The sequence below is a fragment of the Saccharothrix luteola genome (assembly GCF_020859565.1).
Classification (GTDB): domain Bacteria; phylum Actinomycetota; class Actinomycetes; order Mycobacteriales; family Pseudonocardiaceae; genus Actinosynnema; species Actinosynnema luteola.
Map to the genome: position 1 here is coordinate 94334 of NZ_JAJHUO010000016.1, position 19532 is coordinate 113865.

General features: G+C 72.9%; 21 protein-coding genes and 1 tRNA gene. 15 read left to right on the forward strand and 7 right to left on the reverse strand.

Annotation, left to right across the window (positions count from 1 at the left end; translation table 11 throughout):
* Nucleotides 1–6: 6 nt before the first annotated feature.
* From LNK82_RS22575 to LNK82_RS22585, 3 genes are all read left to right on the forward strand, one after another.
* The gene (locus LNK82_RS22575; RefSeq protein ID WP_230569038.1) at nucleotides 7–627 is read left to right on the forward strand and encodes a LysE family translocator; all 621 of its coding nucleotides are present in this window, start codon (nucleotides 7–9) and stop codon (nucleotides 625–627) included.
* A 68-nt stretch (nucleotides 628–695) separates the two neighbouring features.
* A complete protein-coding gene (gene mtnA, locus LNK82_RS22580; protein ID WP_230569039.1) occupies nucleotides 696–1646 on the forward strand; it encodes an S-methyl-5-thioribose-1-phosphate isomerase in 951 nt (316 codons plus the stop codon).
* Nucleotides 1627–3555: a bifunctional aldolase/short-chain dehydrogenase gene (locus LNK82_RS22585; RefSeq protein WP_230569040.1), complete on the forward strand. Its 1929-nt coding sequence runs from the start codon at nucleotides 1627–1629 to the stop codon at nucleotides 3553–3555. The genes mtnA and LNK82_RS22585 overlap by 20 nt, the downstream gene beginning before the upstream one ends.
* 79 nt (nucleotides 3556–3634) lie before the next feature.
* Here LNK82_RS22585 and LNK82_RS22590 read toward each other — a convergent pair whose 3' ends face one another.
* Entirely contained in the window at nucleotides 3635–4102 is a 468-nt protein-coding gene (locus LNK82_RS22590; protein WP_230569041.1) for a nuclear transport factor 2 family protein, read from the reverse strand.
* Nucleotides 4099–5037: a pyridoxamine 5'-phosphate oxidase family protein gene (locus LNK82_RS22595; protein ID WP_230569042.1), complete on the reverse strand. Its 939-nt coding sequence runs from the start codon at nucleotides 5035–5037 to the stop codon at nucleotides 4099–4101. Before LNK82_RS22595 ends, LNK82_RS22590 begins: the two co-directional genes overlap by 4 nt.
* 138 nt (nucleotides 5038–5175) lie before the next feature.
* On the opposite strand from LNK82_RS22595, the gene LNK82_RS22600 reads away from it, so the two are divergent.
* Together LNK82_RS22600 and LNK82_RS22605 are read left to right on the forward strand one after the other, a co-directional pair.
* The gene (locus tag LNK82_RS22600) at nucleotides 5176–5796 is read left to right on the forward strand and encodes a CGNR zinc finger domain-containing protein (RefSeq protein ID WP_230569043.1); all 621 of its coding nucleotides are present in this window, start codon (nucleotides 5176–5178) and stop codon (nucleotides 5794–5796) included.
* Between the two features lie 18 nt (nucleotides 5797–5814).
* Nucleotides 5815–6393: an SMI1/KNR4 family protein gene (locus LNK82_RS22605; protein WP_230569044.1), complete on the forward strand. Its 579-nt coding sequence runs from the start codon at nucleotides 5815–5817 to the stop codon at nucleotides 6391–6393.
* Nucleotides 6394–6442: 49 nt separating this feature from the next.
* Here LNK82_RS22605 and LNK82_RS22610 read toward each other — a convergent pair whose 3' ends face one another.
* Nucleotides 6443–7000 (reverse strand): TetR/AcrR family transcriptional regulator, encoded by a 558-nt coding sequence (locus LNK82_RS22610; RefSeq protein WP_230569045.1) that lies wholly within the window; start codon nucleotides 6998–7000, stop codon nucleotides 6443–6445.
* 150 nt (nucleotides 7001–7150) lie between these two features.
* On the opposite strand from LNK82_RS22610, the gene LNK82_RS22615 reads away from it, so the two are divergent.
* Nucleotides 7151–7717, forward strand: a complete 567-nt coding sequence (locus tag LNK82_RS22615; RefSeq protein WP_230569046.1) for a hypothetical protein — start codon at nucleotides 7151–7153, stop codon at nucleotides 7715–7717.
* A 28-nt stretch (nucleotides 7718–7745) separates the two neighbouring features.
* Here LNK82_RS22615 and LNK82_RS22620 read toward each other — a convergent pair whose 3' ends face one another.
* On the reverse strand, nucleotides 7746–8651 hold the full coding sequence (locus LNK82_RS22620; RefSeq protein ID WP_230569047.1) for an oxidoreductase: 906 nt from the start codon (nucleotides 8649–8651) through the stop codon (nucleotides 7746–7748).
* A 95-nt stretch (nucleotides 8652–8746) separates the two neighbouring features.
* Between LNK82_RS22620 and LNK82_RS22625 the strand changes: the two genes are divergently transcribed.
* The gene (locus LNK82_RS22625; protein WP_230569048.1) at nucleotides 8747–9385 is read left to right on the forward strand and encodes a helix-turn-helix transcriptional regulator; all 639 of its coding nucleotides are present in this window, start codon (nucleotides 8747–8749) and stop codon (nucleotides 9383–9385) included.
* Nucleotides 9386–9424: 39 nt separating this feature from the next.
* Here the strand turns inward: LNK82_RS22625 and LNK82_RS22630 are convergent, their stop codons facing one another.
* The gene (locus LNK82_RS22630; RefSeq protein ID WP_230569049.1) at nucleotides 9425–11734 is read right to left on the reverse strand and encodes a hypothetical protein; all 2310 of its coding nucleotides are present in this window, start codon (nucleotides 11732–11734) and stop codon (nucleotides 9425–9427) included.
* A gap of 21 nt (nucleotides 11735–11755) precedes the next feature.
* Nucleotides 11756–11827: transfer RNA gene (locus tag LNK82_RS22635), tRNA-Arg, on the reverse strand.
* A gap of 92 nt (nucleotides 11828–11919) precedes the next feature.
* Between LNK82_RS22635 and LNK82_RS22640 the strand changes: the two genes are divergently transcribed.
* From LNK82_RS22640 to LNK82_RS22660, 5 genes are all read left to right on the forward strand, one after another.
* Nucleotides 11920–12564 carry a 4a-hydroxytetrahydrobiopterin dehydratase gene (locus LNK82_RS22640; protein ID WP_230569050.1) on the forward strand — a complete coding sequence of 215 codons (645 nt, stop codon included), beginning with the start codon at nucleotides 11920–11922 and terminating at the stop codon, nucleotides 12562–12564.
* Nucleotides 12565–12613: 49 nt separating this feature from the next.
* Nucleotides 12614–12853 carry a barstar family protein gene (locus LNK82_RS22645; protein WP_230569051.1) on the forward strand — a complete coding sequence of 80 codons (240 nt, stop codon included), beginning with the start codon at nucleotides 12614–12616 and terminating at the stop codon, nucleotides 12851–12853.
* 229 nt (nucleotides 12854–13082) lie between these two features.
* A complete protein-coding gene (locus LNK82_RS22650; RefSeq protein WP_230569052.1) occupies nucleotides 13083–13412 on the forward strand; it encodes a hypothetical protein in 330 nt (109 codons plus the stop codon).
* A 104-nt stretch (nucleotides 13413–13516) separates the two neighbouring features.
* Nucleotides 13517–13930 (forward strand): hypothetical protein, encoded by a 414-nt coding sequence (locus tag LNK82_RS22655; protein ID WP_230569053.1) that lies wholly within the window; start codon nucleotides 13517–13519, stop codon nucleotides 13928–13930.
* 248 nt (nucleotides 13931–14178) lie between these two features.
* Nucleotides 14179–15432, forward strand: a complete 1254-nt coding sequence (locus LNK82_RS22660; protein WP_230569054.1) for a lysyl oxidase family protein — start codon at nucleotides 14179–14181, stop codon at nucleotides 15430–15432.
* On the opposite strand, the gene LNK82_RS22665 is transcribed toward LNK82_RS22660, so the two are convergent.
* Nucleotides 15429–15647, reverse strand: coding sequence for a hypothetical protein (locus LNK82_RS22665; protein ID WP_230569055.1), 219 nt, complete (start codon nucleotides 15645–15647; stop codon nucleotides 15429–15431). The two genes, LNK82_RS22660 and LNK82_RS22665, sit on opposite strands and share 4 nt — an antisense overlap.
* A gap of 587 nt (nucleotides 15648–16234) precedes the next feature.
* Here LNK82_RS22665 and LNK82_RS22670 point away from each other — a divergent pair.
* From LNK82_RS22670 to LNK82_RS22680, 3 genes are read left to right on the forward strand one after another with little or no spacing between them, the layout of a single operon-like run.
* Nucleotides 16235–18529 (forward strand): NACHT domain-containing protein, encoded by a 2295-nt coding sequence (locus LNK82_RS22670; protein ID WP_230569056.1) that lies wholly within the window; start codon nucleotides 16235–16237, stop codon nucleotides 18527–18529.
* Nucleotides 18530–18536: 7 nt separating this feature from the next.
* A complete protein-coding gene (locus LNK82_RS22675; RefSeq protein ID WP_230569057.1) occupies nucleotides 18537–19037 on the forward strand; it encodes a hypothetical protein in 501 nt (166 codons plus the stop codon).
* Entirely contained in the window at nucleotides 19034–19531 is a 498-nt protein-coding gene (locus LNK82_RS22680) for an NUDIX hydrolase (RefSeq protein WP_230569058.1), read from the forward strand. The genes LNK82_RS22675 and LNK82_RS22680 overlap by 4 nt, the downstream gene beginning before the upstream one ends.
* Nucleotide 19532 lies beyond the last annotated feature (1 nt).

Below are 19532 nucleotides of genomic sequence, written 5' to 3' on the forward strand. Positions count from 1 at the left end.
GCGCGCGTGACCGCCGGAGCGGTGCTCGGGTTCGCGGGCCTGTGCCTGCTGCTGGCCATCACCCCCGGACCGGACACCTTCCTGGTGCTGCGGTACGGCCTGGGCGGCGCGCGGTTCGGCGTGTTCGCGTCCGCGGGGTCGGGGATCGGCTCGCTGTTCTGGGCGGCGGCCGTGGCGCTGGGGTTGGCGGACCTGCTGAGCTCCTCGCCCACCGCGTTCCTGGTGGTGAAGATCGTCGGTGGCCTGTACCTGCTGTACCTGGGGGTGGTGGGTTTCCTGCAACGCGACCAGGTGGCCGACACCGGCGGCGGGGACCCGGTGCAGTGGCGGTGGGGGCCGTCGTTCCGGGCGGGTGTGCTCTCGTGCCTGCTCAACCCGAAGGTCGGCTTGTTCTTCCTGGCCGTGGTGCCGCAGTTCCTGCCCGCCGAGGCCATCAACGTGGGCACGATCATGCTGCTCGGCCTGATCGACGCGGTGGTGGCGTTCGTCTGGTTGGCGGCGCTGGCGGTCGGCGCGGCCAAGGCGGTCCTGTGGTTGCGCAGGCCCAGGGTGTCGCGCACGATGGCGGGCCTGAGCTCCGCCGCGTTGTGCGCGCTGGGCGTCGGCACCATCGTCGCGGTCGTGTGACGCACCACCGCTGTGCCGACGGAGTGATCATCCTTTCCCGACCGGCGCCCAACCTGGAGACTTCAGCCATGCGGACGATCGACTGGGTGGACGGCCGGATCATCGCGATCGAGCAGACCCTGCTGCCGGACGTCGTGACGACGCTGCGGATCGACACGGTCGACCAGCTCGTCGACGCGATCAGGAGACTGGCGATCCGGGGTGCGCCCGCGCTGGGCGTCGCGGGCGCGCTCGGGGTGGCGCTGGCCGCCGGTGGTGGTGGGGACGTGCGCGCGGAGGCGGCGCGGTTGCGGGCCGCCCGGCCGACGGCGGTGAACCTCGCGTGGGGCGTGGACCGGGTGCTGGCCCGGCTCGACGACGGCCTCGACGCGGTGGTGGCCGAGGCCGTCCACGTCCTCGAAGACGACGTCCGCCGCAACCGCGCGCTGGGGTTGCGCGGCGCGCGGTGGCTGGTCGAGCGGCTCGGCGGACCGGTCAACGTGCAGACCCACTGCAACGCGGGCGCCCTGGCGTGCGTCGAGTGGGGCACCGCCCTCGGCGTGGTGCGGGCGTTGCACGAGGACGGCGCGCTGGGCCACGTCTACGTGGACGAGACGCGCCCGCTGCTGCAGGGCAGCCGGTTGACGGCGTGGGAGCTCGCCGGCATGGGCGTCGCGCACACGGTCGTGGTCGACTCGGCGGGTCCGACGGTGATCGCCAAGGGCCTGGCCGACGCGGTCGTGGTCGGCGCGGACCGGATCGCGGCCAACGGCGACGTCGTCAACAAGATCGGCACGTACCCGCTGGCGCTGGCCGCGGCGCGGGCCGGCATCCCGTTCGTCGTCGCGGCGCCCGAGTCGACCATCGACCTGGCCACCCCCGACGGCGCGCACGTGGAGATCGAGGTGCGGGACCCGGCGGAGGTCGTCGGGGACCGCGCCACCGCCGCGCTGAACTTCGCCTTCGACGTCACCCCGGCCGACCTGGTCACGGCCATCGTCACCGACGAACGGACGATCTGTGGAAAACCGCTGGGCTGAAACGGAAACGCACACCGACGAGCTGGACGCGTGCGTCTACGGGTCACGGCTGCTCGGCCGCGAGCCGGACCTCGTGCTGCACGGCGGCGGCAACACCTCGGTCAAGACGTCCACTGTGGACATCACCGGCCGTGCGGTGGACGTGCTGCACGTCAAGGGGAGCGGCTGGGACCTCGCGACCATCGAGCGGGCCGGGTTCGCGCCGCTGCGGCTGGACCGCCTGCGCGAGCTGCTGACCGTGCCCAGCCTGCCGGACTCCGCGATGATGAACGAGCTGCGGTGCGCGTTGCTGGACGCGAGCGCGCCCGACCCGAGCGTGGAGACGCTGCTGCACGCCGTGCTGCCGCACCCGGCCGTGCTGCACAGCCACGCCGACGCCGTGATCACGCTGACCAACCTGGACAAGCCGCTGGTGGAGGAGGTCTTCGGCGACCGCGTCGTGGTGATCCCCTACGTCATGCCCGGGTTCGCCCTCGCCCGCACGTGCGCGGAGCTCTTCCCCGAGCACGCCGGCGAGCGCACCATCGGCGTGGTGCTGCTCAACCACGGCCTGTTCACGTTCGGGGAGGACACCAGGCAGGCCTACGACCGGCACGTCGAGCTGGTCGGCGACGCCGAGGCGTACCTGTCCCGGCACCGGCCCGAGCGGAGGTCCGTGCCCGCGCCGCCGGTCGACCGCCACCGGCTCGCCGGCCTCCGCAGGCGGATCTCCGACGTCGCGGGCGCGCCGATGATCGTGAGCCGGCACGCCGACGCCGCCACGATGGCCTTCGTCGCCCGGCCGGACCTCGCCGACGTGGCCACGCGGGGCCCGGCGACCCCCGACCACGTGATCCGCACCAAGCGCGTCCCGCTGATCGGCGAGGACGTCGACGGCTACGCGGCCGACTACCGCCGGTACTTCGACGAGCACGCGGGACCGGGCCTGACCATGCTCGACCCGGCGCCGCGCGTCGTGCTCGACCCCGGGCTCGGCATGCTCTCGGTCGGCAGGCGGGCCAAGGACGCCGACATCGCGTACGACATCTACGCCCACACGATCGACGTCATCGAGCGGGCGGAGGAGCTGGGCGGGTACCGCGCGTTGCCGCCGGGGGACCTGTTCGACATGGAGTACTGGGAGCTGGAGCAGGCCAAGCTGCGGCTCTCCGGCGCGCCGGCGGAGTTCACCGGCGAGGTCGCGCTGGTCACCGGCGCGGCGTCCGGCATCGGCCGGGCGTGCGTCGACGCGCTGCGGGCCAAGGGCGCGAGCGTGATCGGGCTCGACCTCACGCCGACCGAGAGCCGCGCGGACTACCTCGGCCTCCGGGCCGACGTCACCGACCCCGCCGCGGTCGAGGCCGCGATCGACCGGGGCGTGGAGCGGTTCGGCGGGCTGGACGTGCTGGTCGCGTCCGCCGGCGTGTTCCCGGCCAACACCCCGATCGCCGAGCTGGACCCGGCCACGTGGCGGCACGCGATGTCGGTCAACGCGGACGCGATCGCCGCCCTGTTCGCCAAGGCGCACCCCCTGCTCAAGCTCGCGCCGCGCGGCGGGCGGGTGGTCGTCGTGGCCTCCAAGAACGTGCCTGCCCCCGGACCGGGCGCGGCGGCGTACTCGGCCTCGAAGGCGGCGGTCACGCAACTGGCCAGGGTTGCCGCGCTGGAGTGGGCGGCCGACGGCATCAGGGTCAACGCGGTCCACCCGGACGCGGTCTTCGACACCGGCCTGTGGACCGCGGAGGTGCTGGCCCGGCGTGCCGAGCACTACGGCTTGAGCGTCGACGCCTACAAGCGGCGCAACCTGCTGGGCGCCGAGATCACCAGCGCGGCGGTCGGCCGGGTGATCGCGGAGCTGTGCTCGGACACCTTCGCCCACACCACGGGTGCGCAGGTGCCGGTCGACGGCGGGAACGAGCGGGTCGTCTGACCCCGCCGGTCGGCCAGGTCCGCCCGCAGTGTCCTTTGTGGACGGACCTGGACCGACCGGCGGATGCCGAGGACGCGGGTCAGGCGAGCGGGATGTCGTGGCCCGGGCCTCGTTCGTCCTGCGGGCGGGGGCCGAAGTAGCGGCGGTCGGCATCGTCGATGCGCACGTCGTTGATACTGGCCTCGCGGCGGCTCATCAGGCCGTTGTCGGCGAACTCCCACAGCTCGTTGCCGTAGGAGCGGGACCACCGGCCCTCCGCGTCGCGCCACTCGTACTGGAAGCGGACGGCGATGCGGTTCCCGCGGAAGCCCCAGAGGCTCTTGCGCAGGACGTAGTCGAGTTCGCGGGCCCACTTCGCGGTGAGGAACCCGACGATCTCCGCGCGGCCGGTGACGAAGACGTCGCGGTTGCGCCACACCGAGTCCTCGGTGTACGCGAGGGCGACGCGGTGCGGGTCGCGGGTGTTCCAGGCGTCCTCGGCGGCTTGGACCTTGGCCAGGGCGCCGTCGACGTCGAACGGCGGGAACGGCGGGCGTGCGTCGGTCATGGCCGGGCTGTCCTCCACGGTGCGGTGAGCGGCGGGTTGTCGGGGGACGGGGCCACGGAGTCGGCCCGCAGCGGCAGCGGTCGGCCGGCGACCACGTGCCGGGGGGTGAAGTGGACGCGGCGGCCGGTGCGGTCGTCGTCGCCGGGCACGCCCGGGCGGGTCCACTCCACCTCGGCCCGGCCGGACAGGTGCAGGGTGCGGCCGGTGGTGAAGTCGCAGAACAGCAGCGCGGCGTCGGGGTCCGACCGGAGGTTGCCGAGGGTGTTGAACATGTTGTTGCCCGCGTAGTCCGGCCACCACAGCCTCCCGTCCTCGACGCGGACGAACCCGGGCGCCCCGCCGCGGTGCGAGGCGTCGTTGCCGCGGGAGGGGTGGGTGGTGCCGAGGAGGAAGGTGTCGGACCGGCGGATCAGGTCGACGTCGTCCGGCGCGAGGTCCGTGCCGCGTCGGACGGGTGCGGCGGTCCGGGACGTGCCGGGCGCGCTGTGGAGGCGTCGGGCCTGGATGTACCGCGGGCAGTTGCCGTACGCCTGCTCCACCTCGACGCGCAGCCCGTCGTCCCCGGCGTCGGACAGGGTGCCGTTGACGCGCAAACGTCTGCGGGTGGCGAACTCGACCACGATCACGCCGGCGGGCTGGTCCGCCGGCAGGCCTCGGAGCGGATCGCCCTCGCCGGGCGACGTCCGCACCGCGAGGGTGGTGGGTGCGTCGACGTGGAGGAATCCCGGCGGCCCGGTGAGCGGTGAGAGCCACAGTGAGCCGCCGGTGTCGCGTGCGGTGATCGCGGCGAACGTGCGCTCCGCCAGGAACCGCTCCGCCCCGCCGCTGAGCCGGGAGGGCGCCACCATGCCCGCGAGCCGGGCGGCGTCCGCGGAGACGCCGGCACGGCGTTGCACGGCCAACTCGCCCTCGTGGAAGCCCGCGGTGTCGGTCATGGGGGAGCACTCCTCCGATCACCGGTTCTGACGTTTGCATGCGCCAGTAACCGTTAGAACGACCATGACACGCGCCGGTGCCCGTTGTCAACGGATAGAGACCTCTGCAACCGTTAGAAGTGGGGTAGCCTCGACGGCATGGACACGGACGCGCCGCTGCTGGGCGAGCCGCTCCCGGTGGAGTTGATGAACACCGTCTGGGCCGACCGCGACGGCGTGCACGACGCGCTGCGCGATCCCGACGGCACCAGGGCCTGGCTGCGCGCCGTCTGCGCCAGGACGGACCTGATGACCCCCGGCGACCTCGACGCGCTCACCGCGTCCGACCTCGACCGCCTCGGCCACCGGCTGATCGGTCTGCGCGACGCGCTGCGCCGGCTGGCGACCGAGGCGACCGGGGACCCGCGCCCGGCGGCCGCGTCCGACACCCGCGGCCTCGACGCGGCCGTGACCGAGCTCAACCGGGCCGCCGGCCACACGCCCCACTGGTCGGCGCTGTCCTGGGTGCCCGGCCAGGCACCATCACGTCACACGCGCACCGGCGGGCAGGCCGCCTCCGCCGCCGTCTCCGCGATCGCCGAGGACGCCATCGCGCTCTTCAGCCAGGGCACCCGCCACCTGCTGCGCGCCTGCCTCGGCCCCGGCTGCGTCCTGTACTTCCTCAAGCACCACCCCCGCCGGGAGTGGTGCTCGGCGGGCTGCGGCAACCGCGCTCGTTCCGCCCGCCACTACCAGCGCCACCGCGGCGCGACGGCCTGACGGCAACCAGGAGAACACGTGGCAGACGCGCCGAGGCGGTCGTACGTCGACGAGATCTGCGAGCTCGTCGGGTGGCGGGCCGGTGATTTCCGGCCGGAGCTGGACTGGGCCACCGTCGAACGCGAGCTGGGAACACCGCTCCCCGGCGATTACAAGGCGTTGCTCACGAGGTTCCCCTCCGGCGGTTTCCGCGGCGCCGTCCAGTTCTCCAACCCCGGTCAGAGCACCGAGGAGTGCGCGAACGCCAAGGCGCACAACGACGAACTGCTGGAGATCTTCGGCGACGAGGACCTCGACTACCTGCGAGGTGTGCCGTACCGGCTGTTCCCGGAGCCCGGTGGTCTCTACCCCTGGGGGACCAACGGGGCGGGGGGAACGTTCTGGTGGATCACCGACTCGGCGGACCCGGACGACTGGCGGGTCGCCTACCACAACCGGGACTTCTGGCACGAGGAACATCCCGGGCCGATGACGAGCGCCGTCCGCGACCTGCTGGTGAGCACCGGCGAGGACAACCTCCTCCAGTGGGACATGGCCGGCAAGCCGGTGGACTTCGGCGGCCACTGGGCCGGCGGGTACGTCTCCCACCCGGGCTGAGGCGCGGCCGTCGACGGCGGTGTCGGGTCGAAGCGGGCCGAGGGTTCGGTTACCGGCCGCGGCGCGCGAGGAGGCCTTCGACCCCGAGGAGGAACGTCGCGCCGATCGGTTCCGGGTCGGTCAGGCAGCCGGCGGCCATGGCGCCGTCCCGCAGCATGACGAAGTGGCGGGCGGCGGCTTCCGAATCGGTTTCCCCGGTGGCTGCGAGGAGTTCGGTGATCGTGGCCAGGAACCACTGCCGGTGCCTGAGGACCGCCTGGTGGACCGGGTGGGTCGGGTGGGGGTACTCGGCGGCGGCGTTGAGGAACGCGCAGCCCCGGAAGTCGGGGCGCCGGATGTCGTCGGCGATGGACCGGGCGACGGTGCGGACGACGTCGTCGGGGGAGAGGTCCTCCGTCCGCGCGGCGTCCACTCGCGCGCGGATCGCCTCGTCGGCCAGCGTCAGGTAGGCGACGACGAGGTCGTCCTTGCCCGGGAAGTGCCGGTACAGGGTGGCTCGGGTGACTCCCGCGGCGGCGATGATGCGATCGATGCCCACCGAGTGGAGCCCTTCGGCGTAGAACAGCCCGCTGGCGGTGGTGAGCAGCCGCGTCCGCGCTTCCGACATCCGCTTCCCCCTTCGAGGCCTGGCCCCGAGGTTAGCAGATAGAACGTTCGGTCTTGACAGTCGCGCACGCCTGCCGCAAGCTCTCAGGTGTACCGATCGTTCTATCTACTTCGAGCCGTCACCCGTCTCGATCGTCGAAAGAGGAACGCGATGTCCAGCTCCACCCAAGCCGGCAACCCGGTCTCCGGGATCGCCGGCGGCGCCGAGGCGCTGCGAAACCTGTACTACGCCCGGTTCGGCTTCGCGATCGTCTGGGCGGGCCTGCTCGCCCTCACCGCCTCGACGCTCACCCCGGTCGGCATCGTGCTGCTGGTGGCCTACCCGCTGTTCGACGTCGCGGCCGCCGTGATCGACTTCCGCTCTTCGAACGCCGCGCGACCTCGGGTGGCGCTCTACGCCAACATGGCGTCGAGCCTGCTCACCGCCATCGGGTTGGCCTTCGCGGTCACGTCCGGCATCCCGAGCGTGCTGCGGGTGTGGGGCGCGTGGGCGATCACGGCGGGCATCGTGCAGCTGATCGTGGCGATCCTGCGCTACCGGCTCGGCGGCCAGTGGGCGATGATCCTCAGCGGTGGGCTCTCCGCGGTCGCCGGCACGACCTTCGTCGTGCAGGCCGGCGGGACGACGGCCACGCTCACCAACGTCGCAGGCTACGCGGCCGTGGGCGGCGTCTTCTTCCTGATCTCGGCGATCCGCCTGCACCGCCGCGGTCGGTGACGTCGCGGCGGTGCGGGCGGGCCGTGGTTCACGCGATGGCGTTCAAGCGGGACATGTCCTCGTCGGTCAGCCGCAACCCGGCCGCGGCCACGTTCTCCGCCACGTGCGCCGGGTTGCCGGTGCCCGGGATGGCGAGGACGTTGGGACCCTGGTGGAGCGTCCAGGCCAGGCGGACCTGCGCGGCGGTGGCGTCGTGCGCCTTCGCGACCTCCTCGATCACGTCCTTGCCCGTCTCGTCGGCCGCCCCGAACGGCGACGCGCCGGGGATCGCGGCCCCGATGGCGAAGAACGGCACGAACGCGACGCCGTGCCGCGCGCACAGCTCGACGAGCGCGTCGTCCTCGCGGCGCGTGACGAGCCCGTACTGGTTCTGGACGCACACCACCGGCGCGATCGCGAGGGCTTCCTCCAGGTGCTCGACGCCCACGTTCGAGATGCCGAGGTGCCGGATGAGACCTTCCTCCCGCAGCTCGGCGAGCGCGCCGAAGCGGTCCGCGATGGAGCCCTCGCCCCGTTCGAGGCCCCGGCCGATGCGGAGGTTGACGACGTCGAGGTGGTCGAGGCCGAGCTGGCGGATGTTCTCCTCCACCTGGCCGCGGAGACCCTTCCCGTCCTCGACGTGCAGCCAGTCGCCGGACGGGTCGCGGCCGGGGCCGACCTTGGTGGTGATGACCAGGTCGTCGGGGTAGGGCGCGAGGGCGGTGTTGATCAGCTCGTTGGCGGAGCGCAGCGGGGAGAAGTAGAAGGCGGCGGTGTCGATGTGGTTGACACCCAGCTCGACGGCCTTCCGGAGGACCTCGATGGCCCGCCCGCGGTCGCTCGGGCCGCCGTCGGCGTCGCTCATCAGCCGCATGGCCCCGAAGCCGAGGCGGTTGACCGTCCGGTCGCCGAGGTCCCAGGTGCCGGCGGCCGTCGCGTCGATCGTTGTGCTCATGGCTCCAGCTTCGGTTCTCAGGGTGCGGCCCGCCGCGAATGGCAACTTCCTGCCGACATTGGCGGTGGGGTTGTGCCGTGCGCAGACTGGGTGGCATGAGCCTCGATTTCGTGCCCGTCCTCCACAGTGACGAGGAGGTGTTCACCCGCACCGCCCACCTGTTCGCGACGGCGACCGAGATCACGTGCGCCGCGAGGGACCTGAACACCTTCGCGGCGACCCGGCGACGGCACGATGACGTCCACCCGGCGCCGATGCCGAGGCTGCGCAAGCTGTACCGGCCGGAGGCGCTGTTGAACCCGTCGATGGCGCAGCACCTCCGCACCGCCGCGTCGCGGGGCGCGGAGGTGCGGATCACGCAGGACGACGTCAACGAGACGATCATCATCGACCGCCGGCTCGCGATCCTGGCCGGTGACGTGGTGGACGGCCGCCGCGGTTACGGCGTCGTGACGGAGCCGACGGTGGTGCAGAACGTGGCGTCCTTGTTCGACGCCGCGTGGCGCTCGGGGACCGACCTCGCGGTGTACGACGCCCAGCACGCGGAGCTGCGCGCGCTCGCGCCGCGGGTGCTGGAGCTGCTGGCATCGGGCTGCAAGGACGAGACCGCGGCCCGCGCGCTCGGCCTCGGCGTGCGGACCTATCGGAGGCGGGTGGCGGAACTGATGGCCGTCCTGGGCGCGAACTCCCGCTTCCAGGCCGGGGCGAGGGCCCGCGACCTGGGCCTGATCTGAGCCGGCGCCGTGCGCGAGCCCGGTGATCGCCTCGCCGGCTCAGCCGCGGCCGGGGTGGACCAGGAACGGGTTCGAGCCGTCGGACCAGCCGAGGAACCGCAGACCTGAGCCGTGTCGCGCCGTGCCGGCCGCCGTGAAACGGCCGCCGTGGAGCACGTGCAGCAGACCGTCGACCGCCGGCTGGAGCACGGTGCCGCGCACCTCGCCCGCCAGCCTCTCCGCCTGGGAGAGCCGCACGGCCGGCTCGCAGAAGCTGAGCAGGAACAGGGCCTGCCGCCACGCGTAGGCGGCGTTCTTCACCTGGATCAACGCCGCGTGCCGGTGGTCCGGGCGCTGGTCGAACCGGCGGACGAGCCAACCGAACGCGCGCCACGCCAGCTCCGGCGCGCGTTCGCGCACCTCGTCGGTCAGGTCCAGGCCGTCGATCAGCACGGCGAGGTTGTGCGTGGTCAGGATCTGGCTCTGCTCCAGCACCATGCCGTTCGCCGCGACCGAGCCACCGGAGGTGCCCGCCCGCTCCCGGCACAGCGCCGCGAAGTCCGGCGCGGTCCGCTTGCCCCAGTGCAGCACCGTGCGCGGTGGCTCGGACCAGTCCGCCGGCAGGTCGTAGTAGTTCGCGTAGGGGGTGTCGGCCAGCAGCCGGCTCGCCACCACCGCGGCGTCACGCCACTTGGTGGTGAAGCGGCCCGTGAAGATGTCCGCGGCCACCTCCTCCACGAGCGGCAACTCCAGCGCGGCCTGCTTCGCCAGCGCGCCGAGCTCGGTCACCAGCGGGTTCGGCAGCAGCGCGTGCGGGAACGCGGTCAGCGCCAGCATCGTGACCTGCCGCAGCGCGCCGCAAGCCGCCGCGGCGCCGTCCGGCCGAGGTGACCGGTGCGGCTCCAGCGCCCGCACCCACGGCAGCTCGGTGAACCGCACCTGGTGTTCGAGGTTGAGCAGCAGCAGGCCGCGACGACGCCGGAACGCCGTGTAGGTCTGCTCGTACAGCCCTGCCACGACCGGGTCGTCGATCGCCGTGCCGAGCAGCCGCGAGGTGAGCTGCGGCAGCACGAGGGCCAGCGTTTCCCCCGACGTGATCACGCCGAGGCGCACCAGCTCGTCCGCCGGTGCTTCGAGCGCTCGCGCCGCCTTGTGCACCAGGCGGTCCGGCATCGTCGTGCCGCGGGGGACCTCGGCGGTCGTCTCGGCTTCGGACACCGGGGCCGACGCGACGTCGAGCGACGGCAGGCCGCCGTCGGCCGGGTACCGGTCCAGCCTGCTCGCGAGCACGCCGGCGAGCGCGGCCCTGGTCGGCGCCGCGACGGACGCCGCCCCGGCGGTGCGCCACGCGTCGCGCCGGTCGGAGTCCGGCGCGCCCCGGCGGCTCACCGTGTTCGCGATGGCGCGGCGGAGCCGGCCGACCTCCCGCGCGGTGAGCGCGTCGCTGCCGTCCGGACAGGACTCCAGGGCGTGGCGTAGTCTCGCGAAGTTGTGCTTCGGGTGGGCCTGCCTGCCCGAGAGCGGGTGGGTGCGGGACGCCTCGGCGAAGTCCGCGAGCCACTGGGCCCTCGCCGCCGCCCACTCGGCCGGCCACGTGCGACACGGCCAACCGCCGCGCACGGTCCCGTCCGCGGCGAGGTGCGGCAGCTCGCCGTCGACGGTGCGGCACCACAACGCGACCAGCCGGTCGTACAGCGGGTCCCACACGGTCACCGTGTCGCGCATGGTGGCGATCCGCGCCGGCACCCGCACGGAGCGCAGCGACGCGGCGGCGTCCTTCACCGACGTGAGGCGGACGGCGGAGTCCGACGGCCGGGCGATCGGCGCGAAGCGCGGCGTCAGCCGAAGCCGGTGCATCAGCGGGCGCAGTTCGGCGATCAGGTCGAGGGCCTGCTCCGGGAAACCCGTGTCCAGCAGCAGCGCCACGACCGGCAGCGCCGCGTCCTCCGGCACCTCGACCCGGAAGCGCCCGCCGCGGATCGCGTCCAGCAGCTCGGCCTGGCCCGCGTCGCCGAGGTACCAGAGGTTGAGCCGTTCCCGCGCGTTCCGGCCGGGCACGTCGTCCGGGAGGGACGCGACGCGCGCCGTCTCGTCCTCGGACAACGGCGCCTCGGCCAGGTACCGGCCCGTCGCGAAGCCGCCGTGCGCGACTTCGAGCGTCACCCACGCCGGGGTGTTCGCGACAGGGGTGCGGGAGCCGACCGCGAGCGTGCCGTCGGCCATCCCGTTGACGACGTCCTCCCAGCGCCGCACCTTGCGCAGCGCGCGCTCACCGTCGGCCTCGCCGTGCGCGGAGGCCACCGCGTCCAACGCCCGCGCCAGCTGACCGGTCGCGTAACCGGGGGAAGCGGTGCGGAACTGGTCGGACACGGTGGACTCCACGGTTGGCGGACATGGAGGCGGGAATCGAACCCGCGCCCTCCCCGTCCGGAGCGGGGCGATCTGCCACTGATCTACTCCATGAGGTGGCGGGATCGTATCGGCCGCGCACGCCCGTCGCTCCCGATTTACCGTTGTCCGCACGTTGATCGGGGCATTGCGGTTGGATCGGGCGGATGACGGATCGGATCTCGCCGCGGCAGTTCCACGAGGCCGAGGGCGTCGAGGACTGGCGGGTGCTGTTCTCCGGGGCGTGCGCCCACTTCCGGGTCGACTCGTTCACGGCGGGCGTCGCCTTGGTGGACGCCATCGGCGGGCTGGCCGCGGGCCGTGACCCGGAGGTCGACCTCCGACCGGCAGGCGTGACGGTGTGCCTGCCGCCGGTGGGTTTCGGCGGCCAGGACCGAAGAGACGTCGAGCTGGCCCGGCGGATCTCGGCGGCGGCGCGCGAGCTGGGCCTGCCCGCCGACCCGTCCGCCGTGCAGGCCGTGCAGATCTCCGTCGACGCGCTCGTGAGCGCGACGGTGATGCCGTTCTGGCGGGCCGTGCTCGGGTACGAGCAGGTCGGTGACGAGGACCTGCTCGATCCGCGTCGCCGGGGACCGTCGCTGTGGTTCCAGGGGATGGACGCGCCGCGTCCGCAGCGCAACCGGATCCACGTCGACGTCTCCGTGCCGCACGACCAGGCGGAGGCGCGGGTCGCGGCCGCGATCGCCGCCGGCGGGCGTCTCGTGAGCGACCGGCACGCGCCCGAGTGGTGGACACTGGCCGACGCCGAGGGCAACGAGGTCGACGTGGCCACCTGGGTGGGCCGCGAGTGACCGCCACATGTCGCCGCCGATGGTTCGTCGGCCCGGAACAACTTGTGCGATGGGTGAGGCGATCAACGGCCCGGGCGGCTACTTCGGCTGGAACCTCGACGCGCTCGACGAGTGCGTCACCGGGCAGTTCGGCGCACACCCACCGTTCCGACTGGTGTGGCACGACTCGGCCATCGCAGCCGACCGCCTGGTCGTCGGCCACGACCGGCGCAAGCCTGCTCCGGCGATTCCCTTGTCATACCTGCTCGACATGTTGTCGGAACACCACATCGAGGTCGACCTGCGCTGAACCGCCGCCCGTCCACCCCGACCGCAGGCTCAGGACAGGCCAGGCTGTGGCGACGACCGCCGCGCTTCTGCCCGGTGGTCACACACGCGTGCGCGTCAGATCGAGGTTCGACGTCCGGCAACTGATCGCTGTCGATCAGCCGGATGATCCGTGGCTTCCACGACATGAGTCGATATGCGGTCATGCCGATGTGCGTACGCGGTGTAGTTCAGGTCGTAGTGTGAGGGTCGTGGAACCTGCGCCGGCCAACGGGGATGACTGCGATCTCGCCGCCACCGCGGTCTGCTGGCTCACCGACGAGCCCCAGCCCGGCCTGATCCTCGTGGAGTTGACCGACGTCCGGGGAAGGTCGCACCAACTGGTCGGCAAGGTCGCCTACTTCGACAACGGCGACGACCTGACGCCGGACGCGGCCTATCCGAGGCCGGCCCTCGTGCGATGCACGATCGACCACGTGCACCACGACGTCGCCACGGTCAGCACCCGATGGGTGAGCGATCGCCACGGCGAGCCCTTCGTGTTCGACGTCTCTGTGACCGCCCTCCAACCGATCCCCTGAACAGCGAACCGGTCGGGTGACCGGTGCCGTGAACGTCCGATGCCGCCGCCGAGCGGACATCCGCTGACCTTGAACTCCGGGTACGCACCCGCCACGATGACGCGGTGAACGCGACCTGGAGCCTGCGGTTGATCGGGTACTGGCTCGGTCCTGAGGCACCGGATTGGCCTGACGTCCGGTCGTTCGTCGATCACTCGCCCGACCCCGTGCTGCGCGATCGAGTGGTGGAATACCTTCGGGGCGGGAGCGTGTTCGTCGCCGCCGCCGGCACGTCACTTTGTCGCATCTGCGGGCAGGCGAACGGTAGTGCGGAGCTGACGGACGGCGTTCGGTTCGTCTGGCCGGAAGGTCTCGCGCACTACGTCGAGGCGCACGACGTCAGACTGCCGGCCGAAATCACCGCGGCGATGGACATTCTCCCGCGGCCGGTGGACGTCACCGAGTTCGAGCGCCGCCTGCTCGACAGGAACGAGCTGGTCGTCGACGTGGACTGGTGGCGTGACCTCAGGGAGCGCTGAAGCCCTGGCACGCGGGACGGGTTCGACCGCGTCGTAGTCGGGTGGTGAGCCGGCAAGGCGGCACCCGCTGCTCCGACGTCCGCTCCTGCCGATTCACGGTGGACCAGCTGGTAAGGCCCGCTCCCGCACCGTCCGGTGGACGACAAGCCCTGAGCTCAACCTGACGGGTGGATGTCCCCTCTCGGCGTCGCACCCGATCGGGGTGCGGGAGCTGACAGCCGTCGCGCGGTTGCGGGAGGCTGACCCGTATGACAGGGGTGTTCGCGGTCATGTCGGCGTTGGTGTCGCTCCTGACCGTCCCGCTTCCCGCCGGTACGGGTGTGGTGGTCGACTCGGACCGGTCGGTGGCCTGGCACGGCTCGGTCGGACGGGACGACCGGCGGGCCCGGGACGTGCCCGAATGCCGGGTGGGGTGTGACCGGGTCGAGGTGGTGGTGCGGCTGCCCGCGCGGTTGCGGGACCGGCCCGGTGGGGTCGAGGTGGCGATCCGCACGGTCGGTGCCACGGTTGACGACAGCCTGGGTTTCGCGGTCTACGAGCGCGGTCGCCGGATCGCGCTCACCGAGGCGCAGATCGGCACGTCCCGCTCGGTCTGGCTGCCCAAGGCCACCGCCCGCTACACCGTCTACGTCTTCCAGAACCCGTTCGTGCCCGAGTTGGCGTCACCCACCGTGCGGTACGAGGGGTTGGTGGAGAACGAGGATTCCCCCGTCGAACCCGCGCCGCGCGACCTCCTGCCCAACCTGGAGGCGCTGCCGCAGCGGTTCGCGACCTTCGACACGCCGCCGCCGATCTTCGGGGACGCGGCCGAACCGGGCTCGTCGTGCTTCGGCAGCGAGGTCGAGGAGCAGCACGCGCGGTTGTGCCTGCGGTTCGGCCAGGCCATGGCCAACACCGGCGAGGGGCCGGTGGACGTCCGCTACCGCACGCCCGCCGGGCAGCGGCCCGACGAGGTGCCCGGCGTCCAGCGCGTCCACCGTTCCGACGGGACGTTCACCGAGCTCGCGTCCGTGGGCGCGATGCGCTACCACCCGATCCACTCCCACTACCACTTCGAGGACTTCTCCGTCTCCGAGCTGTGGGCGGTGGACGCCGACGGGCAGCCGACCGGGACCGCGCCCGCGGCCGTGGGGAAGAAGAACGGCTTCTGCATGGCCGACACCGAACTGGCGTGGTGGGACCGGAAGGGCAGCGCGCCCCAGAGCTACCCGGCGCCCCGCTGCTTCGCCCCCGAACCCGACTCGCCGCCCGGCGTCGACGCGTTCAGGAACGGCATCGCCCGGGGCTGGGCGGACGAGTACTGGTGGGCGCTCCCGGACCAGATGATCGAGGTCAGCGGTCTGGCGGATGGCACGTACGCGCTCGTCACCCGCGTCGACCCCGTGAACAAGCTGCGCGAGCTCGACGAGAACGACAACTGCGTGCGCGTACCGGTCACGCTCGGCAACCTCGCCGGCGACACGCCGGTGGCGGCACTGGGCGCCTCGGCCGTGCCCTGCTAGTGATCGCGAGCAGTCGAGTGGCACGTCCGGTGCCACTGCCCCGCCGGAGTGGCTCCTCGTGCTCGGGTCCGCACTGCCCGTGCTTGGATGGCCGGCCAGGCCTCGTGCTGGCGGGCGGTCTTCTCCCAGAGCGCGGTCAGCTGTTCGGGCTGGATGTCGTCCAGCGGTATCCGGAACTCGGTCAGCGCCTCGGCGAACTCGTCCGGAGTGGACAACGTGCGTCGATCGGCGCCGTGCGGCCCGGCGCGGGTGATCGTGCGCGCGCGGAGGGGCCAGCTCGTGGTCGTCGCGGTGGTGTTGAGCCACGAGCACTTGGTGCATCCGCCACGTCCCGGTGTCGAGGCGCTCCATCCGGTAGGTCAGCTTCCCCTGCCGGTGCGCACCCTCCCGCAACGGCAGCGGCTCGAGGAACGCGTCCCGCCGCACTCCGGCAGACCTGCACCGACGAACTCGACGACATCGACGCCGCCGCGATCGTCGGCGCCGGCGCCGGGGCCGTCCTCGCGGCCGGACAAACAGCCCTGCGCACCGGTCGACCCCTCGGCATCGCGATGCAGCGCGCCATCGACCTCGCAACCCGGCAACGGGAGTGACCACGGGCAACAGCGGTGCCTGCGAACATGCCGCTGATCGGGCGTCGGCGAACGAACGCACGTACCGATGAGCGGATAGACGGGCGGCGTGCGGCGGAACGGCGCGTGTGTTCCGTGGGCTCGGTCGACTTGGCGGGAGGCGGAGACCCGATCGGGTGCAGCGGGTGCGGAAGGGCTAACGCCGATCGCCCGGCGGCGAGATAGGTGATGTGACGGGTTGGCGGCGGTGGGCGGTCGTGGCGGTCGCGCTGGTGGCCGTGGTGACCGTGCTCGTCCGTGCCCTCGGCTCCCCGAACGGGCTGCAGTCGGCGGCCAGTGTCGGCAGCCTCGTGGCGGCGCTGACGCCGCTCCTGCTCGGGCTCGTCCTCTGGGCGCGCCGGCCACCGCTCGTGACGCTCACGACCTCGACCGCGGAGCAGGCCGACGCCGCCCAGCGCCAGCTGGCGGGCCAGGTGCTCGGTCAGTGGCGCGACGAGATCGACGTCCGTCAGCTGGACGACCCGGGCCCGCTCGCGGTGCGCTGGCGGTTCACCGAGCTGGACGTCGCGGATCACGTCGAGCACGTCGCGCACGAGAGCCGGTTGCGCGTCCTGCTCGGTCGTGGGCGCCACCGGTTCACGGGGCGGACCGACCGCATCGGCGACATCGCCGCGCGGTTCCGGGACCTGAAGCGCCGGCGGCTCGTGATCCTGGGCGAGCCGGGCACGGGCAAGACCACGCTGGCCTTGTTGCTGCTCCGCGAACTGCTCGACCACGCGGAGCCCGGTGAACCCGTGCCCGTGCTCCTCTCCCTGTCCGATTGGGATCCCGGCGCCGAGACGCTCCACGAGTGGCTGACCCACCGGCTGGCCGAGGACTACCCGGCGTTGCGCGCGACCGCGTTCGGTCCGGACGCCGCCCGCTCCCTGGTGACCGGGCGGCGGGTCCTGCCGATCCTGGACGGTCTGGACGAGCTGCCCGAGCGCGTCCGCCCAGCGGTGCTGCTGCGCCTGAACGAGGTCGCCGCGGATCCGCTCGTGCTCACCTGCCGCACCGCGGAGTACCAGGCGGCCGTCACCGCGCCGGGCGGGGACGTGCTCACCGGCGGCGCGGTCATCGAGCCGGACCCGCTCACCCCCGCCGACGCCGCCGACTACCTCGCCGGGTGCCTCCCGCCGGGCGCCGCGGCCGACTGGCGCGGTCTGCTGACGACCCTCACCGGCGATCGGCGCGGCCCGGTCACCGAGGCGTTGTCCACCCCGCTGGCGCTGTGGTTGCTCCGCAAGGTCTACGTCGACACCGGCACGCACCCGGCCGAGCTGTGCGACCGCGGCCGGTTCCCGAGTGCGGACGCGGTGGTCGAGCACCTGCTCGACCACCTGGTGGCCGCGCTCGTCACCGTCAACCCGCCCCGCGACGGTGAGCACGTGTTCCGGCCCCGGCGGGCCTGGGAGCCGACCGACGCGACGAGGTGGCTGACGTTCCTCGCCCACCACCTGACCACGATCGGCAGCCGGGACTTCGCCTGGTGGCGGCTGCACCGCGCGGCGCGACACCGCGTCGCGGTCGCGTCGGGGCTCATCGCCGGAGTCGTGCTGGGGCTCGCGGTGGCGGTGGGCGAAGGGCTCCTCGTCGGGCCCGTCAACGGCGCTCTCCTCGGCCCCTTGGTCGGGCTCGTGTTCGGCTTGGTCGTCGGGTTCGCCCGCGGGCTCACGATCGGGCACGTGGCCGGTCTCGCGTTCGGGTTCAGCCTGCTGGGCGCCGCCGTCGGCGCGGGACTCGTCGCCGGTGAACCCGTGGTGGGACTGGTGTTCCTGGTCGCGGGCGGCATCCCGGTGGTGATCGTCGGCGTGCTGGCGGCGCGGGCCGTCGGGTTCACCCCGCGGGAGACGCCGGCGTACGCGGATCTGCGGCTGCGCGGTCGAACCCGGTCGCTCGTGCGCGAGCTCACGAGGTGGGCCGGTGGTGGCCTGGTGCTCCGGTTCGTGCCCGGGTTCTCGGCCGGGCTCGTGTTCGGCGGCGTGCTCGGCGCGGCGGGCGAGACCTCCGACGGGCTGTGGTCCGGACTGGTGTTCGCCCTGGTGTTCGGAGGCGCCACCTGGCTCGCGGTCGGGCTGGTCGACTGGGCCGAGACCCCGCAGGCCGACGACCGGCCGCGGACTCCGGTCACCGCGTTCCGCCGCGACGTGCGGCTGGTGTGCCTCAAGGCGGTCGTGGGCGGATTCGTGATCGGCCTCGCGTTCTGGGTCCAGGACGTGATCGGCGGGACCTGGGGATCGCCGACCGGGCTTGTGGTCGGGGTCCTCGTCACCCTCGCGATCGCACTCGGGGTCGGGGCTCACCAGCCCAGCGGGCGGTACCTGGTGGCGGTGCTCGCGCTGCGTGCCCGCCGGCAAGTCCCCCGACGGCTCCTGGGTTTCCTGGACGACGCCCACCGGCTGGGCATCGTCCGCCGGACCGGTCCGGTGTACCAGTTCCGGCACGCGCGGCTGCAGGACCACCTCGCCCGGAAGTCCCTGCGATGATCGTGCGGTGACCGCGACCAAGGCAGTGGGGCTGCACGGCGTCGACCTGTGGGCGTACGACGCGAGCTTGTCGCTGGTGCTCGCCCAGGCGGTGCGCCTCGTCGAGGAGTCCTCGCCCGACCGGCGGCCGGCGTGGTGGTCGGGTGTCGTGCGGAAGTTGCGCGTGCACGCGGTGATCACCGAGTTCCACCTCGACCTCGACCTCGGGCTGAGCGCCGGACAGCGGGAGGAACTGGCGCGGTTGTTCGACGAGGCGGCCGGACTGGTGCGGGAGCGTGGGGTGTTCACCGCCGACGAGGCGGCTGCGTGGCCGATCCTCGACGACACGCCGGTCACGTTCCGGGGCCGGGAACCGCAGCCGACGGCGCCCGCGGCGGAGTTGGGGCACGCGTTGGCGCAGTTGATCCGCGGCACGCTCCCACCACCACCTACCGGGACGCGGTGGTTCTACGGGTCGCCGGGCGGGCGGCGCACCATCGCCATGGGCGGCGAGCGGGAATCGCGGTGAACCCTTCCCCGCGACCGCTCCCGATCCGCGACCGCGCGGGCAACGCGTTGGTGGGGTTCCGCACCGTCGTCGACGGGGAGTTGGAGTCCCTGGGTGATCGGGACGTCGTCCCGGCTGCCCTGGTGGTGGTCGAGTACGCGGGCGCCGTGCTCATGGTGTTCGACGCTTGGCGCCGGGAGTGGGAGCTCCCGGGTGGCGGGCGCGAGCCGGGGGAGACGACGCGCCAGACCGCGGTCCGGGAACTGCGCGAGGAGACCGGCATCGGCGAGGTGGCGCTGGACGGTGTCGCGGTGGCCGAGTTCGACCTCGTCGCACCGGACCGCCATGAACTCCTCGCCATCTACCGGGTGCGGCTGCGGGCCGCGCCCCGGCTGCTGGTCAACGACGAAGCGCTCGACTTCCTGTGGTGGCCGCCCGCCGACCCGGTCGTCGACGGCATGAGCCCGCTCGACGCCGAGATCGCCCGACGTGTCGCACGGCCCTCGACCGCGTGAG